The 13,402-nt window shown below is 61.8% G+C and carries 17 protein-coding genes; 13 read left to right on the top strand and 4 right to left on the bottom strand.

Features of this window, described 5'->3' with window-relative positions:
• Positions 1 to 10: 10 nt before the first annotated feature.
• The 5 genes from AB7828_RS09920 (at position 11) to AB7828_RS09900 (ending at position 4,511) form a co-directional block, all read left to right on the top strand.
• Positions 11 to 421, top strand: a complete 411-nt coding sequence (locus tag AB7828_RS09920; RefSeq protein WP_439092458.1) for a RidA family protein — start codon at positions 11 to 13, stop codon at positions 419 to 421.
• Positions 422 to 596: 175 nt separating this feature from the next.
• A complete protein-coding gene (locus tag AB7828_RS09915) occupies positions 597 to 1,634 on the top strand; it encodes an ABC transporter substrate-binding protein (RefSeq protein WP_081421823.1) in 1,038 nt (345 codons plus the stop codon).
• Positions 1,635 to 1,712: 78 nt separating this feature from the next.
• Positions 1,713 to 2,567, top strand: coding sequence for an ABC transporter permease (locus tag AB7828_RS09910; protein WP_093762116.1), 855 nt, complete (start codon positions 1,713 to 1,715; stop codon positions 2,565 to 2,567).
• Positions 2,564 to 3,379 carry an ABC transporter permease gene (locus tag AB7828_RS09905; RefSeq protein ID WP_441230037.1) on the top strand — a complete coding sequence of 272 codons (816 nt, stop codon included), beginning with the start codon at positions 2,564 to 2,566 and terminating at the stop codon, positions 3,377 to 3,379. The genes AB7828_RS09910 and AB7828_RS09905 overlap by 4 nt, the downstream gene beginning before the upstream one ends.
• On the top strand, positions 3,363 to 4,511 hold the full coding sequence (locus AB7828_RS09900) for an ABC transporter ATP-binding protein (RefSeq protein ID WP_439064250.1): 1,149 nt from the start codon (positions 3,363 to 3,365) through the stop codon (positions 4,509 to 4,511). The genes AB7828_RS09905 and AB7828_RS09900 overlap by 17 nt, the downstream gene beginning before the upstream one ends.
• An 11-nt stretch (positions 4,512 to 4,522) precedes the next feature.
• Here the strand turns inward: AB7828_RS09900 and AB7828_RS09895 are convergent, their stop codons facing one another.
• Entirely contained in the window at positions 4,523 to 5,176 is a 654-nt protein-coding gene (locus tag AB7828_RS09895) for a DUF1028 domain-containing protein (RefSeq protein ID WP_439077597.1), read from the bottom strand.
• A gap of 39 nt (positions 5,177 to 5,215) precedes the next feature.
• Between AB7828_RS09895 and argE the strand changes: the two genes are divergently transcribed.
• Genes argE through AB7828_RS09875 form a run of 4 tightly spaced genes read left to right on the top strand, consistent with a single transcriptional unit; the run spans position 5,216 to position 8,492 of the window.
• Positions 5,216 to 6,394 carry an acetylornithine deacetylase gene (argE, locus tag AB7828_RS09890; RefSeq protein WP_441230036.1) on the top strand — a complete coding sequence of 393 codons (1,179 nt, stop codon included), beginning with the start codon at positions 5,216 to 5,218 and terminating at the stop codon, positions 6,392 to 6,394.
• On the top strand, positions 6,391 to 7,401 hold the full coding sequence (locus AB7828_RS09885) for an NAD(P)H-quinone oxidoreductase (RefSeq protein WP_441230035.1): 1,011 nt from the start codon (positions 6,391 to 6,393) through the stop codon (positions 7,399 to 7,401). The genes argE and AB7828_RS09885 overlap by 4 nt, the downstream gene beginning before the upstream one ends.
• Before the next feature lie 48 nt (positions 7,402 to 7,449).
• Positions 7,450 to 7,875, top strand: coding sequence for a GlcG/HbpS family heme-binding protein (locus AB7828_RS09880; protein WP_441230034.1), 426 nt, complete (start codon positions 7,450 to 7,452; stop codon positions 7,873 to 7,875).
• On the top strand, positions 7,872 to 8,492 hold the full coding sequence (locus AB7828_RS09875) for a glutathione S-transferase family protein (RefSeq protein ID WP_441230033.1): 621 nt from the start codon (positions 7,872 to 7,874) through the stop codon (positions 8,490 to 8,492). The genes AB7828_RS09880 and AB7828_RS09875 overlap by 4 nt, the downstream gene beginning before the upstream one ends.
• 8 nt (positions 8,493 to 8,500) lie before the next feature.
• Here AB7828_RS09875 and AB7828_RS09870 read toward each other — a convergent pair whose 3' ends face one another.
• Complete coding sequence (locus AB7828_RS09870; protein ID WP_093762124.1) at positions 8,501 to 8,773, bottom strand: hypothetical protein; 273 nt, start codon at positions 8,771 to 8,773, stop codon at positions 8,501 to 8,503.
• 73 nt (positions 8,774 to 8,846) lie between these two features.
• Entirely contained in the window at positions 8,847 to 9,992 is a 1,146-nt protein-coding gene (locus AB7828_RS09865; protein ID WP_184517961.1) for a GGDEF domain-containing protein, read from the bottom strand.
• A 219-nt stretch (positions 9,993 to 10,211) separates the two neighbouring features.
• Between AB7828_RS09865 and AB7828_RS09860 the strand changes: the two genes are divergently transcribed.
• Positions 10,212 to 10,460 (top strand): hypothetical protein, encoded by a 249-nt coding sequence (locus AB7828_RS09860; protein ID WP_089264761.1) that lies wholly within the window; start codon positions 10,212 to 10,214, stop codon positions 10,458 to 10,460.
• 171 nt (positions 10,461 to 10,631) lie between these two features.
• Complete coding sequence (locus AB7828_RS09855; protein ID WP_231080251.1) at positions 10,632 to 10,901, top strand: hypothetical protein; 270 nt, start codon at positions 10,632 to 10,634, stop codon at positions 10,899 to 10,901.
• 9 nt (positions 10,902 to 10,910) lie between these two features.
• Here AB7828_RS09855 and AB7828_RS09850 read toward each other — a convergent pair whose 3' ends face one another.
• A complete protein-coding gene (locus AB7828_RS09850; protein ID WP_175368014.1) occupies positions 10,911 to 11,324 on the bottom strand; it encodes a hypothetical protein in 414 nt (137 codons plus the stop codon).
• 210 nt (positions 11,325 to 11,534) lie between these two features.
• On the opposite strand from AB7828_RS09850, the gene AB7828_RS09845 reads away from it, so the two are divergent.
• Positions 11,535 to 12,542 carry an extracellular solute-binding protein gene (locus AB7828_RS09845; protein ID WP_175368015.1) on the top strand — a complete coding sequence of 336 codons (1,008 nt, stop codon included), beginning with the start codon at positions 11,535 to 11,537 and terminating at the stop codon, positions 12,540 to 12,542.
• Positions 12,543 to 12,584: 42 nt separating this feature from the next.
• The gene (locus AB7828_RS09840) at positions 12,585 to 13,400 is read left to right on the top strand and encodes an ABC transporter permease (RefSeq protein ID WP_089264758.1); all 816 of its coding nucleotides are present in this window, start codon (positions 12,585 to 12,587) and stop codon (positions 13,398 to 13,400) included.
• The last annotated feature ends 2 nt before the right edge of the window (positions 13,401 to 13,402 follow it).

Here is a 13,402-nt window from a genome sequence, read left to right as displayed (position 1 = left end):
GATCTGCTCCATGACCACCCATCAGCGTTTTCGCAAGTTCAACACCAAGGAAGCCTATCCCGAGCAGTCGCTCGACAACGATGTCTGCATGGTCGTTCGCGCCAACAACACCGTTTATGTGCGCGGCCAGACGGCCATGGATCTCGATGGCAAGATCGTCGGTATCGGCGATGCCACTGCGCAGACCGAGAATGCCATGACATGCGCCAAGGTGCTGCTTGAAGAGGCAGGCTCCAAGCTCGAGGACGTGGTGAAGATCGTCATCTACATCACCGATCGCGCCTATCGCGAGCCGGTCTATCGCGTCGTCGGCAAATGGCTGAAGGGCGTCTATCCGGTTTCGACGGGGATTATCGTTCAGGGCCTCGCCAAGCCTGAATACCTGATGGAAATCGACATCATCGCGGAAATTCCGGCGTAACGACGCGTTTTTCGCCGGCACTACAGAGATCAATCGGACGTTTGCGGCTTCATCTTTCGCATGATCGATGAGCGTGGTTGCGCGCGCCCGTGTGGCGGAAATTCTTGAGGTTTATCAATCATCTGGCACGATGCTTGCTTTTCTTTCTGGGTCATAATCCTTGTGAGGTTTCGAGATGAAGCGCGCCTTGAAGTTTACTGCATTGATGTTGCTGTCGACGCTCGCGATTGGCGGGCAGGCATCCGCCCAGGAGAAGCTGGTGGTCAGCACCTGGGGTGGAAGTTTTCGCGATCTGATCGATGAAGCGATCGCCAAGAAATTCACCGCCGACACCGGCGTGAAGGTCGAATACATCACCGGCGGCACGATCGACCGTCTCAATCAGGCCAAGCTCGCTGCTGCCAAGCCCGAGAGCGATGTTACCTTCACGACGGCCCATGTCGGCTGGCTCTATGCCAACGACAATCTGTTCGAGAAGCTCGACATGGCGAAGATCCCGAACGCCAGCCATCTGGTCGAGCAGGCCAAGATCAGCCCGTATCACATCGGCTCCTGGGCCTATGTCTACACGATCGGCTATCTGCCCGATCAGTTGCCGAAGGGCGTGAGCTTCGAAAGCTGGGAAGGCCTATGGAATCCCGCGCTCAAGGGCATGATCTCGTCGCCCGATTTCGATCCGAGCCATGTGATGGTCGTTGCGGCCAAGCTCTCTGGCGGCGACGCATCGAATTGGGAAGTCGGCGAAGCCAAGATGAAAGCGCTGAAGCCGAACTACAAGGCGTTCTACACCAATGATGCCAACAGCCAGCAGCTGTTTGCGACTGGTGAGACGCCGGTGCAGGTCGTGCTGTCGATGAACGCGTATTACATGCAGGCCCAGGGCGTGCCGATCAAACTGGCGATTCCGAAGGAAGGCGCCGTGCTCGGCGTCGATACGATGGGCATCACCAAGGGCTCAACCAAGGCGGAGCTGGCCTACAAGTTCATCAACACCGCGCTCGATCCGGACGTGCAGGCGAAGATCGCCGAACTGAAGAAGGGCAGCCCGGTGGTGGACAACGCCAAGGTCAAGCCTGAGATCGCAGCACTGCCGGGCGTGTTCACGACCGCGGATCAGTGGGCGAAGCAGACGCTGGTGATCGACGCCAAGCTGCGTGCCGAGAAGACCGGTACCTGGCGCAAGTGGTTCACCGAAAACATCATGGCTCCATAAACGAGTCCCGGTCGCGATCCGGTTGATACCGCCGGGTCGCGATCCATGACGTCACGTTCGCCCACTTCGAGTTTGTCCATGAACACACGTCCATTTCTCGGATGGTTTGTCTCGCCGGCCGGCCTCGTCGCTGTGGGCTTGATCGCGGCGATGCTGGCTGTGTTTCAGTACAGCGTGCGGGCCTATATTCCCGGAACGCTCGAAGTCGGTGGCTTCACCTGGGCCAATTTCGAAGCCATGCTGCGGCCGCTTTACGCCCTGGCATTCTGGAACACGGTGCTGATCTGTTTTGAAACGGCGGTGTTCACGCTGCTGCTTGCCTATCCGCTGGCCTATGCGTTGACCCGTACCAACAGCTCCGCGCTGCGCTCCTTTATCCTGATCGTGTCAGTCACGCCGCTGTTTCTCGGCGAGGTGGTGCGGACCTATTCCTGGATGATCGTGCTCGGCAATAACGGCTTCCTGAACACGCTGCTGCTCAAGCTCGGCCTGGTGGATCGCCCGTTGCGCATGATGTTTACCTCGGGCGGTGTGATTGCGGCGCTGGTGCATGTGACCATGCCGATCATGGTCATCATGCTGGCTGCGGCGCTGTCGCATATCGATCGCAATTACGAGAAAGCGGCCGAAAGTCTTGGCGCGGGTCCGATCCGCATCTTCATGACCATCACGCTGCCGCTGTCGATGCCCGGCATCGTTGCCGGCTTCTCGACCGCCTTCGCCTGGACCTTCAGCGCGTTTGCAACGCCGCAACTGATCGGCGGTGGCCGTGTCGCCACCGTGTCGACGCTGATCTATCAGCTCGGCTTCTCGTCGTTCAATTTCCCCTTCGCCGCCAGTCTCTCCATCATTGGCCTCGCATTGTCGCTGGCCGTGATCGCGCTGCTGAAGAAAGCCGCGAGTCCGCTCGAACGTATGGCGGGCACGACATGAAACGCTCACCTGCAACCCTTGCGCTGCGCTGGTCGGGCTGCGTCCTCGTCGCCGTCATTCTCCTCTTCGTGCTGCTGCCTGGCGTCGTGGTGGCAATTTCGGCCTTCAACGATCGCGCGATCCTGCAATTTCCGCCGCAGTCCTGGTCGCTGCGCTGGTTCTATCGTGCGTTTTCCTATGCCGATTTCGCGAAGGGGTTCTGGAATGGCCTGACGGTGACGGTCTGGGCATCCAGCATCGCGGTGGTCGTGGGATCGGCCTTTGCCTTTGCCATTCATCGGTACAAATTCGCACTCAGGGATTTTCTCGAAGGCATTCTGCTGTCGCCGCTGATCATCCCGCATTACACCGTCGGTCTTGGCATTCTCATCCTTGCCTCGCAGACGGGGATCGGCCGCGGTTTTCCGCTCGTGATCTTCGCCCATGTGGTGATGGTGCTGCCCTTCGTGATGCGCAGCACTTACATCTCACTGGAAAATCTCGACACGCGCCTGGAGCTGGCGGCCTCCAGCCTCGGCGCCACGCCGCTGCGGATCCTGTTCACGGTGACGATCCCCCTGTTGATTCCGGGCTTGCTCAGCGGCTGGCTGTTCGCGGCGATCCTGTCCTTCAACGAATTCACGGCGACTTTGTTCGTCAGCAGCCAGGCCACGCAGACGCTACCGGTCGCCATGTATAACTACGTCCGCGAATTCGCGGACCCCACGCTGGCCGCGCTGTCGGTCATCTACATCGTCGTGACCGCAACCTTGCTCACGATCGCCAATTCCTTCCTGGGCCTCGGGAAAATCCTGAATGTTGATGCGCACTGATCCAATGACGGCACACACGCCAGCCGCGGCGAGCGACAAGATCCGTCCGGCGGTGCAGCTCGACGCCGTCACCAAGCGCTTCGGCGATTCCATGGCGCTGCATGAGGCCTGGCTGAAGATCCGGCCGAGCGAGTTCATGACCTTGCTGGGCCCATCCGGCTGCGGAAAGACGACGCTGCTCAATTTGGTTGCCGGCTTCCTCGAAGCCGATAATGGCGAGATCTTCATCGACGGCGATCTGGTCACCGAAACGCCCGCGCATATGCGCGAGATCGGCATCGTGTTCCAGAACTACGCGCTGTTCCCGCATATGAGCGTCGCCAAGAACGTGGCTTACGGATTGAAGACCCGTGGCGTCGAAAAGAAGGAGATCGCGCGCCGCGTCGACGAGGCGCTGGCGCTGGTCAAGCTGTCAGGCTTTGCCGACCGCAAGCCCAAACAGCTGTCAGGCGGTCAGCAGCAGCGCGTCGCGCTTGCGCGGGCCCTGGTGATCAAGCCGAAGGTGCTGTTGCTCGACGAGCCGTTCTCGGCGCTCGACAAGAATCTGCGCGGCTCGATGCAGGTCGAGCTCAAGCAGATCCAGCGCGAGCTCGGCGTCACCACGATCTTCGTGACGCATGATCAGGGTGAGGCGCTGTCGATGTCGGATCGTATCGCGGTGATGTCGGCCGGGCGCATCCGCCAGATCGCGGCACCCGACGATATCTATCGCCGTCCGGCCGATCGCTTCGTCGCGTCCTTTGTCGGTGATGCCAATATCCTCAACGGGCGCCTTGTCGAGAAGCGCGGCGATGTCGCGGTCGTTTCGGTCGGCGACATCAGCGCCGACGTTCCTGCGGCGCCGATTGCCGCGCTTTCGATCGGCGATGCCGTGGATGTCTTCGTGCGGCCGGAGCATCTCGCCGTCACGTCGCGCGGCGCTTCGGGATCGCTGCCCGGCACCGTGACGACGCAGGTGTTTCAAGGCGGTCATGTCGATCTCTATATCGACGCGCCCGGCAGTGCGGGCGAGCGCATCCTGCTGCGTTCGCCGGGCATTGCGGCGCTGTCGTCCTGTCCGGTCGGAGCCGAGATCGGATTGACCATCGGCTCCGACGATATCGTGGCGTTTCCGCCGGGTGAGGCGGCGTGAGGCGGTCGCGTCTAGAACGACGGCGCAGCGCCCGGATTCATCGCGCGCGCGACATAGTCCTTCTGCTGCGGCCGGTAGCGCTCCCACAGCGCGCGGAGTTCACCGATCGGAGCGTCGTGCCAGTCGACACGCAGGTCGACCACCGGCCAGTCAAACATGTGGGCGACATGCAGGCCCGCCGCATGTTCGTCGTCGGTCTCGCCGCCGGCATCGAGGCCGGCTTCCAGCGCCGACAGCAATCGCTCCGCCAGCGGCTGTCCGGCCGTAGCTTCGAACTTTGCGATCATCACGCTCGGGACTTTTTCATCGACCAGCAGATTGCCCATCGCGAGACAACCATTGCCCTGCGCAATGCCAACGATCGGCAGCGCCTGCGCGCCGGAATGCCACGCCACCTGGCCGTAGCGATCGATCACACCGACCTGCCGCCATGCGGGCTGCGGCGTGCCGAGCGTGAGATTGTTGAGGACGGCACCCGCGCCGAGGCCCTGACGCAGCAGTGCAAGGCCGGTCGGGCCGAGCGACGGATCAGTGACATTCTGCGACACCACGAGGCCGAGCGGTCCCACCCAGGCGCAGCGCGCCGGCACGGCAATGCTCGACGACGTAATGGCAATGCCGAACGCGCCGGTCTCCGGACAGCGTGCCGAGATGGAATAGGTCATCGTGATGCTCCTGCAATCGTAAAAGTATTGGTAGTATAGATGATCGAGAAAATAGCTCAAATACTTTGCGAGCTAATCAGTATCGAAAGTATAAGTGCGAATTCGAATCTCGATATCATCGCGTATATCGAGCGGATACTTGCGTCGTCGGGCGTGTCTTCGCGCCGCGTGCCGTCGCCTGCTGGCTGCAAGGCGTCGTTGCTCGCGACTATCGGTCCCGTGGATCGTCCCGGTGTGGTCCTGTCGGCGCATACGGATGTGGTGCCGGTGGAGGGGCAGGCCTGGACCGTGCCGCCATTCGCCGGCGTGATCCGCGATGAGCGCGTCTATGGTCGCGGCGCGACCGACATGAAGGGCTTTCTCGCCGTCGTTCTCGCAAGCGTGCCGCGGTTGAAGGACGCGGCAACTGCCGCGCCCGTGCATCTTGCGTTTTCCTATGACGAGGAAGTCGGATGCCGCGGTGCCCCCGATCTCGTGCGTGCGCTGATGCAGTCCGTCGTGCCACCGGCGCTCGCCATCGTGGGTGAGCCAACCACGATGCGCGTCGTGCGCGCGCACAAGGGCAAGGTCGCGCGTCGCCTGACAGTAACAGGCCGTACCGGTCATTCGGCGATGCCGCATCGTGCGGCCAATGCGGTCGATGCGGGCGTTGCGATCGCGCATACGCTGCGTGCCTTCGCTGATGAGGAAGTCGCGCGCGGCGGCGATGCGGCGTTCGATCCGCCATACACGACCATTCACGTTGGCTCGCTGCATGGCGGCAGCATGGTCAATCTGGTGCCGGAACGGGCCGCGCTGGAATACGAGATCCGCACGATGCCCGGCCGTGACGCGGGCGAAATTCTCGCGCGGATCGATGAGGTGGTTGCACGCGAGCGCGATCGGCTCCGCGCCAATGCGCCGGAAGCTGACATCGTCTCCGAGGAACTGTCGGCCTATCCCGGGCTCGATACTGCCGCCGACGCAGCTGTGACGCGTCTGGTCGCAAGAATGGCAGGCGATACGCAACCCGCAACTACAGTCGCCTTCGGCACTGAGGCCGGCCTCTACGCAGAGGCGGGGATCCCGACGCTGGTCTGCGGACCCGGCGACATGGCGCGCGGGCACAAAGCCGACGAGTGGATCGGCTTCGACGAACTCGCAGCCGCAAACGTGATGATGGACAGGCTGGCGGATTTGCTGCGTCGGCCGAGTGAAGAGTGGATACGCGTATCATGAAGAACGAAGTGTCGACGATGATGTCGACCATGCAGGCGATCATCGCGACGCAAGCAGGCGGTCCTGACGTTCTGACCCAAGTCGAACGACCAGTGCCGGTGCCCGGTCCTGGCGAAGTGTTGATCGAGGTCGCAGCAGCCGGCGTCAATCGCCCTGATCTGATGCAGCGGAGCGGTGCCGTGCCGCTGCCGCCGGGTGTCACTGACGTGCTCGGGCTCGAAGTCGCCGGCTGCGTGGTCGGTGGAGATGCGGCCTTACAGGGGCAAACGGTGATGGCCCTGGTGAAGGGCGGGGGGTATGCGCGCTATTGCATCGCCAAGGCGTCGCATTGTCTTGCGGTGCCCGAGGGGCTGACGATGGAGCAGGCGGCGGCATTGCCCGAAGCGCTGTTCACCGTCTGGCACAATCTGTTCGAGCGCGGCCGGTTGTCGAAGGGCGAGACCGTGCTGGTGCATGGCGGTGCCAGTGGTATCGGCACGATTGCCATCCGCATGGCCATCGCCCGCGGCGCGACGCCAATCGTCACGGTCGGCAGCTATGCCAAGAAGAAGGCGGTGGAAGCGCTCGGCGCCATCGCCATCAACTATCGTACCGACGACTTCGTTGTCGCAGCGCGCGACGCCACAAGCGGGCGCGGCGTCGATGTGGTGCTCGACATCGTCGGCGGTTCCTATGTGGCGCGCAATCTCGATGCGCTGGCGCCGGGCGGGCGCCATGTCAGCCTGTCCTTCATGGAAGGCGGCGTGGTGCCGATCGATCTCGGACTGGTGATGCGGAAGGGATTGTATCTGACGTCGTCGACGCTGCGGCCGAAGTCCGATGAGGAGAAGACCGCAATCGCTGCCGCGCTCCGTGCCAAGGTGCTGCCGCTGGTGGCATCCGGCGAGGTGAGGCCGCTGATCTGGCGCCAGTTGCCTCTCGGAGATGCAGCGCGAGCTCACCGCATTCTGGAAGCCAATGAAAATATCGGCAAGGTCCTGCTGCTGCCGGCTGGCGCCGCCGCATGAGCAGCGATGTCGAGCGCAAAAGCCGCATATCGATACAGGAGCAGTCCCATGGCGACGACTAACCCCTCTCTCAAGCTGACTCATGAAGGCGCGCTCAAAGCTTTGGCGGGTGCCGTTGCCAAGGCGGACGAGCTCGGTGTCGCGCAGAACATCACGATCGTCGACGACGGCGGCAATCTGCTGGCTTTCGTCCGCATGGACGGCGCCAAGATGCTGTCGCGGGAAACATCGATGTCCAAGGCCATTACGGCCGCATCGCATCGGCAGCCGACCTCGCGGCTCAATCCCGCCGACGAGATCAAGCTGGCCATCGCAGGCGGCGGCCGCCTGACCAATCTCGAAGGCGGATTGCCGATCGTGATTGCTGGCCAATGTGTCGGGGCGGTCGGCGTCGGGTCGGGCACTGGCGCGCAGGATGTCGAAGTCGCGCGTGCCGCGCTGGCCGCCATCGACGCGGAGGATCAGAAGCCATGAGCGACAGCATCGAACTGTTCTACGCGCCGACATCGCCCTATGTGCGCAAGGTGATGGCCTGTGCGATCGAGCTCGGGATCGCCGATCGTATCGTGAAGCTGCCCAGCGCCGCGCATCCGCTCAAGCGCGACGCGCGGATCGCAAGTTTCAACCCGCTCGCCAAGGTGCCGGCGGCGAAGCTGGCGGATGGTACGCTGCTGTTCGACAGCCGGGTGATTTGCGAATATCTCGACGACTTCGGACGCGGTTCGCTGTTTCCGCGCGGGCCTGAGCGCTGGAAGGTGCTCACCGAGCAAGCGCTCGGTGATGGCTTGCTCGATGCGGCGCTGCTCACGCGCTATGAGAATACGTGCCGTAGCGACGAGATCAGATCGGCGGAGTGGATCGATGGTCAGATGACCAAGATCGCTGCGGCCCTAGACCAGATGGAAAACGACGTCGCAGTGTTTGGCACCCGCATCAGCATCGGCAGCCTCACCATCGCCTGCGCGCTCGGCTATCTGGATTTTCGTTTTGCATCATTCGACTGGCGCAGCTCGCGGCCGGCGCTGACCGACTGGTTCGCAACCGTGTCGGAGCGGGCGTCGCTGCGAGATACGTTTCCGGCCGAGGGATAATTCTGTCGTCAGCTTTCTGCTTCGACCCAGTTCAGTGTCATCCGCATCGCATGGCTGTGCCGCGCGTCGATCAGCCACTGTTCTTCGCGATAGCAGATCGAGCGCAGCAGGCTCTCGATGGCGAAGGAGGCGAAGAACCGCGGCGTGATTTGCTCGACCTCAATGGGGCCGAGCGGAAAAGCGACGATCGACGCCGCCTTGAGGTGGCTGTCGTTGGGACGTGGTTCTGAGGCGCGCAGCAGATTGAGCGTCTCTATGGCAATGGTTTTCTGACCGGGCATCGGGGCATTCTGCCGAAAAACCTTACGCTGCCATCCAGTGCTTAATTTTTCGTGGAACCGGGCGTCGCGCGGCTCAGGCGGCCAGATGAAAATCAGAAATCTGCACGCGATTTCGGCCCGCCGCCTTGGCTTGGTAGAGCGCCGCATCGGCCCGGCTAAGCAATGCCTGCAGCGTTTCAGGCTCGGCTGACCGGATCGCGATTCCCACGCTGACCGTGGCGTGGATAACACCGGCGGAAGTCGGGAACGTCTTTGTCTCCAGCGTTGATCGGATGCGCTCGGCGACAGCGGCCGCTGCTTTTGGGCTCGACGCGGATAGGACAATGCAGAATTCCTCGCCGCCCAGACGCGCGGCAACATCTTCGGCGCGAATGTTCGAGAAGATGACTTCGGCAAAGGCCCGCAGCACGCGGTCGCCGGCGGCGTGGCCGAACTGATCGTTGATCGTTTTGAAGTGATCGAGATCCATCACCAGAATTGCAGTGTTGGATGCTGTCTCCGTTACCTTTTCGCCAAACAGCGCGCGCCGATTGAGCAGGCCGGTCAAAGGATCGGTCATGGCATCGGATTTATGCCGGTTCGACGTCCGGATCTGGTTGATTGTCAGTGACAGTGCACCGATCCCGGTCAGACCGACGATCACCATCAGTGAATTGAACTGTTCTGCCCAATTCATCGGTCGATCGGTCAGCACGAATTGCCCGGTACGCAAGAGTTCGGCACCGCAAGCCACGAACGATGCGGCCGTGACGAGATAAAGCAACGCATTTGCGACCATCAGCAGCGGTGCTTCGGCGCGCGCGTGCCAATATTGCGCAGCCGAGAGCGCAACGAGAAGGCCCGTGCCAAAATTCGCGGCCATCGTGCCGGTGCCGGTGTAACCAAGCGCAAAGCCGATGATCATCGGAACGAGCCCTGCAGTGGTGACGAGGGCGGCGCGGATCCAATGGGCCTGGTTCGAGCAGAATTGCGTGGTGCCCGCATAGATCACCCCGAAGCCGACAAGCAGCAATATGAATGCAGCGAGCTGTAGCCTCGAATCATATTGTTCGAAGCCTGCATAGATGATGACGGCAACGACCGTGGTCGCGAGACCGATCGACCAAGTCAGCAGATAGGTCTCGGATCGCGCGACGAGCCAGGTGGCGAGCAATGTGAGCGCGAGCGCCGCGCTCGAGAGTCCGATCGCTGCGAAGATGGAGGACTGATCTAGCAACATGATGTCCGAACGCGGTGTAATTTATTTGATGCGCAATAAGCAGCACCCACTTACCACCGATCGCGGTCGGGGCCACCCATTTTGTATGGTGAGCAAAGCGTTACCAGGCCTGTGGACGGGATGTCCGGAGATCGTCGTAAGGCCGGTTTTTGCGACGATTTGTGCCGGAACGAGACGCAGCCGTCGGCGTTTCTTGCAGGGTGTCACAGAGGGTTGAACATGAAAAAGATTCTGGCGACGGCGGCAGCTGCACTGATGATCGCGAGTTTCACGGCGACGGCGGCGTCTGCGAAGAAAGTCCATCGTGGCTACAAGGCGCACCACGGATATTACGGGGCCTATGGCCAGATGCGAGGTCCCGCGATCTTTCGTGGCAATGCGGCGATGAGCGGCAATCACGGCAATTCTGCCTATGGCAGCAACTCGCTCGGCCATATCAAGGGCGGCAATATCGGGGGCGGCAAGTAGCGCGGCATTACATTGGGGAAGGCGAGATCGATCGTTTCAATGCGACCGATCTGGTTAACGTCTTTCTGATGGGTTGGTGGTAATTGGCTATACCGCAACTTACAGTTCAGGTTTGTCATGCTCCCGGATGGTCGTTATTCGGCGTGGTTTCGTATTCCCGAGAAGGAAGGCATGGGGATTATCACGCTCGCTGATGGTCGATTGTCGGGCGGCGATACGGTGATCGCCTATAGCGGTTCCTATATCCAGAACGGCGATGCTTTCACGGCGACGATTGCGACCCGCCGGCATGCGGACGGCCAGCCAACGATCTTCGGCATCGACGAGGTCGAGATTGATCTGGTCGGGACATCCAAGACCACGACGGCGTCCTGCAGAGGTGTCGTCAAGCAACGCCCCGGCGTGCCGTTTGAGGTCGTGCTGGTGCGCATGGAAGGCTAGGCCTCCGGTCTATTCGCGCAACTCGTATTGATGCCGCAACAGCTGAACCATGTCCTGGACCCGCTGGCGCCAGGCACGCGCGTCAGACACCGCGCCGGCGGCCGGCGTGATGCGCAACATGGCGTTCCACGGGCGCGTGCCATAGACGACCACCTCGAAGCCGGCTGTCGGGCAGCCATCGATACCCCTTAGCGCGCGCAGGATCACATCCGCGATTTCCGAGCGGCCAAGCGTGCGGGTGCTCTCGACCGCAAGTTGCGGCTCCAGCGATGCCGCTGGATTCTCCTCTGCGACGACCGGATCGAAACCGTCTCTGGTGTCCGCGTCTGGCTCAGGCCTGATCGGTTCGGGATCGCCTGGCCTCCTCATGAGTCGTTCGACCAGACCGAGCAGGCCTCGATCGCGTTCGGGCGTCTCTTTCACATCAACGGTCCAATATCAGCGGCGACAGGTGATTTCACATCCTCCGCGGGGTGTTGTCGATGGGCTTCGCGGTCATTGCGGTGCACAAATGCGCTGCGGGTTGGCTTTGTCGCAAAAGTTTCATCCGCGGCCTATAGTGGGGCGTCACGCATTCCCCTCAGACTTCTATGCGCCGGCCTTAAAGCCTGCGTCAGGATGGAGACGATCGCCGTGAAACCGTTCCGCTTGGTATTTGCTCTGTCCGCGCTGGCGCTCGCCGCCCTATCGCAGCCCGCTCGTGCTGCGGATGTCATCTGCTACAACTGTCCGCCGGAATGGGCCGACTGGGCGTCGATGATCAAGGCGGTGAAGACCGACCTCAGCATCGAGATGCCGCATGACAACAAGAATTCCGGCCAGGCGCTGGCTCAGATCCTCGCCGAGAAGGCCAATCCGGTCGGCGACATCGGCTATTTTGGCGTCACTTTCGGCATGAAGGCCAAGGCGCAGGATGCACTCGAACCCTACAAGCCCGCTGGCTGGGATCAGGTCGATGCCGGCCTGAAGGACTCCGAAGGCTACTGGACCACGATCCATTCCGGTACGCTCGGCTTCTTCGTCAACAAGGATGCCCTCGCTGGCAAGCCGGTGCCGAAGTGCTGGAAGGATCTCGCCAAGCCCGACTACAAGGGCATGGTCGGCTATCTCGACCCGACGTCGGCCGCCGTCGGCTATGTCGGTGCTGTTGCGGTCAATCTCGCGCTCGGCGGCACCGAGCAGAATTTCGATCCAGCCATCGCCTTCTTCAAGGAGCTGAAGAAGAACGACGCGATCGTGCCGAAGCAGACGTCCTATGCCCGCGTCGTCTCCGGCGAGATGCCGATCCTGTTGGATTATGATTTCAATGCCTATCGCGCCAAGTATTCCGAGAAGGGCAGTTTCGAATTCGTCATTCCCTGCGAAGGTTCGGTCGTGTTTCCCTATGTGGTCGGTCTCGTGAAGAACGCGCCGCACAAGGACAAGGCCAAGAAGGTCATGGACTATCTCCTGTCCGACAAGGGCCAGGCGATCTGGACCAACGCCTACCTCCGCCCGGCCCGCAAGATCGAGCTGCCGGAAGCCGTGAAGGCCAAGTTCCTGCCGGACTCGGAATATGCCCGCGCCAAGAGCGTGGACTGGGGCAAGATGGAGCTGGCGCAGAAAGGCTTCAGCGACCGCTATCTCGCCGAAGTCCGTTGATGCACTATGGTGCCCCGGCGGGGGCAGGGGCACCATAGTTTCATGTCGCATCGTAATTTCATCTGGATCTGCCTGTTGCCGCTCGTGGTGGTGACAGCAGCCTTCTTCCTCTTGCCGATGGCGCAATTGCTCGCCGTGGGTGCCGGTGGATCGCGCGGCGTGTCCGCCTATCTCGCGATCATCACCGAGCCGCGCTATCGCGCCACGCTGATCAATACGGTCGTACTCGCTGCGGCGACGACCGTCGCCACGCTGGTGATTGCCACCATCGCCGGCCTGTTCCTGCAGCGTCACCGCTTCCCCGGCCGCGCTGTGCTGATCGCGATGCTGACATTTCCACTGGCATTTCCCGGCGTCGTGGTCGGCTTTCTGATCATTCTCCTTGCAGGACGTCAGGGCCTGATCGGCGCCATCACCGCCGCGGTGACGGGTGAGAAAGTCGTGTTCGCTTATTCGATCTTCGGTCTGTTTCTCGGCTATCTCTATTTCTCGATTCCGCGCGTGATCCTCACGGTGATGGCCGCGGTGCAAAAGCTCGATATCGGGCTGGAGGAGGCGGCGCGTTCGCTCGGTGCGAGCCCGTGGGCGGTCCAGCGCGACGTGGTACTGCCGGCGCTCGGGCCGGCTTTCGTAGCCTCGGGCGCAATCGCCTTCGCGACGGCGATGGGTGCGTTCGGCACGGCCTTCACGCTTGCGACCAACATCGATGTGCTACCGATGCTAATCTATACCGAGTTCACATTGGCGGCGAATTTCGCGATCTCGGCGGCGCTGTCGATCGGACTCGGCGTGATCGCCTGGGCAATCCTCGCGCTGGCCCGCTCAATGAGCGGCGGCGCTGTCGCGGCAGCGGGGTAAGC

The organism is Tardiphaga sp. 215_C5_N2_1, assembly GCF_052076055.1.
Classification (GTDB): Bacteria; Pseudomonadota; Alphaproteobacteria; order Rhizobiales; family Xanthobacteraceae; genus Tardiphaga; species Tardiphaga robiniae.
Note: the sequence above shows the minus strand (reverse complement) of the source record. Positions and strands in the feature narration are given on the sequence as shown.

Excerpts from the sequence above, each read along its gene's own strand:
- AB7828_RS09905 (WP_441230037.1), top strand. The coding sequence starts at position 2,564 with ATGAAACGCTCACCTGCAACCCTTGCGCTGCGCTGGTCGGGCTGCGTC.
- AB7828_RS09870 (WP_093762124.1), bottom strand. The coding sequence starts at position 8,773 with ATGCCCGGTCAGAAAACCATTGCCATAGAGACGCTCAATCTGCTGCGC.
- AB7828_RS09900 (WP_439064250.1), top strand. The coding sequence starts at position 3,363 with ATGTTGATGCGCACTGATCCAATGACGGCACACACGCCAGCCGCGGCG.
- AB7828_RS09855 (WP_231080251.1), top strand. The coding sequence starts at position 10,632 with ATGGGGATTATCACGCTCGCTGATGGTCGATTGTCGGGCGGCGATACG.
- AB7828_RS09880 (WP_441230034.1), top strand. The coding sequence starts at position 7,450 with ATGGCGACGACTAACCCCTCTCTCAAGCTGACTCATGAAGGCGCGCTC.
- AB7828_RS09885 (WP_441230035.1), top strand. The coding sequence starts at position 6,391 with ATGAAGAACGAAGTGTCGACGATGATGTCGACCATGCAGGCGATCATC.
- AB7828_RS09875 (WP_441230033.1), top strand. The coding sequence starts at position 7,872 with ATGAGCGACAGCATCGAACTGTTCTACGCGCCGACATCGCCCTATGTG.
- AB7828_RS09895 (WP_439077597.1), bottom strand. The coding sequence starts at position 5,176 with ATGACCTATTCCATCTCGGCACGCTGTCCGGAGACCGGCGCGTTCGGC.
- AB7828_RS09910 (WP_093762116.1), top strand. The coding sequence starts at position 1,713 with ATGAACACACGTCCATTTCTCGGATGGTTTGTCTCGCCGGCCGGCCTC.
- AB7828_RS09860 (WP_089264761.1), top strand. The coding sequence starts at position 10,212 with ATGAAAAAGATTCTGGCGACGGCGGCAGCTGCACTGATGATCGCGAGT.
- argE (WP_441230036.1), top strand. The coding sequence starts at position 5,216 with ATGATCGAGAAAATAGCTCAAATACTTTGCGAGCTAATCAGTATCGAA.
- AB7828_RS09920 (WP_439092458.1), top strand. The coding sequence starts at position 11 with ATGACCACCCATCAGCGTTTTCGCAAGTTCAACACCAAGGAAGCCTAT.
- AB7828_RS09915 (WP_081421823.1), top strand. The coding sequence starts at position 597 with ATGAAGCGCGCCTTGAAGTTTACTGCATTGATGTTGCTGTCGACGCTC.
- AB7828_RS09865 (WP_184517961.1), bottom strand. The coding sequence starts at position 9,992 with ATGTTGCTAGATCAGTCCTCCATCTTCGCAGCGATCGGACTCTCGAGC.
- AB7828_RS09840 (WP_089264758.1), top strand. The coding sequence starts at position 12,585 with ATGTCGCATCGTAATTTCATCTGGATCTGCCTGTTGCCGCTCGTGGTG.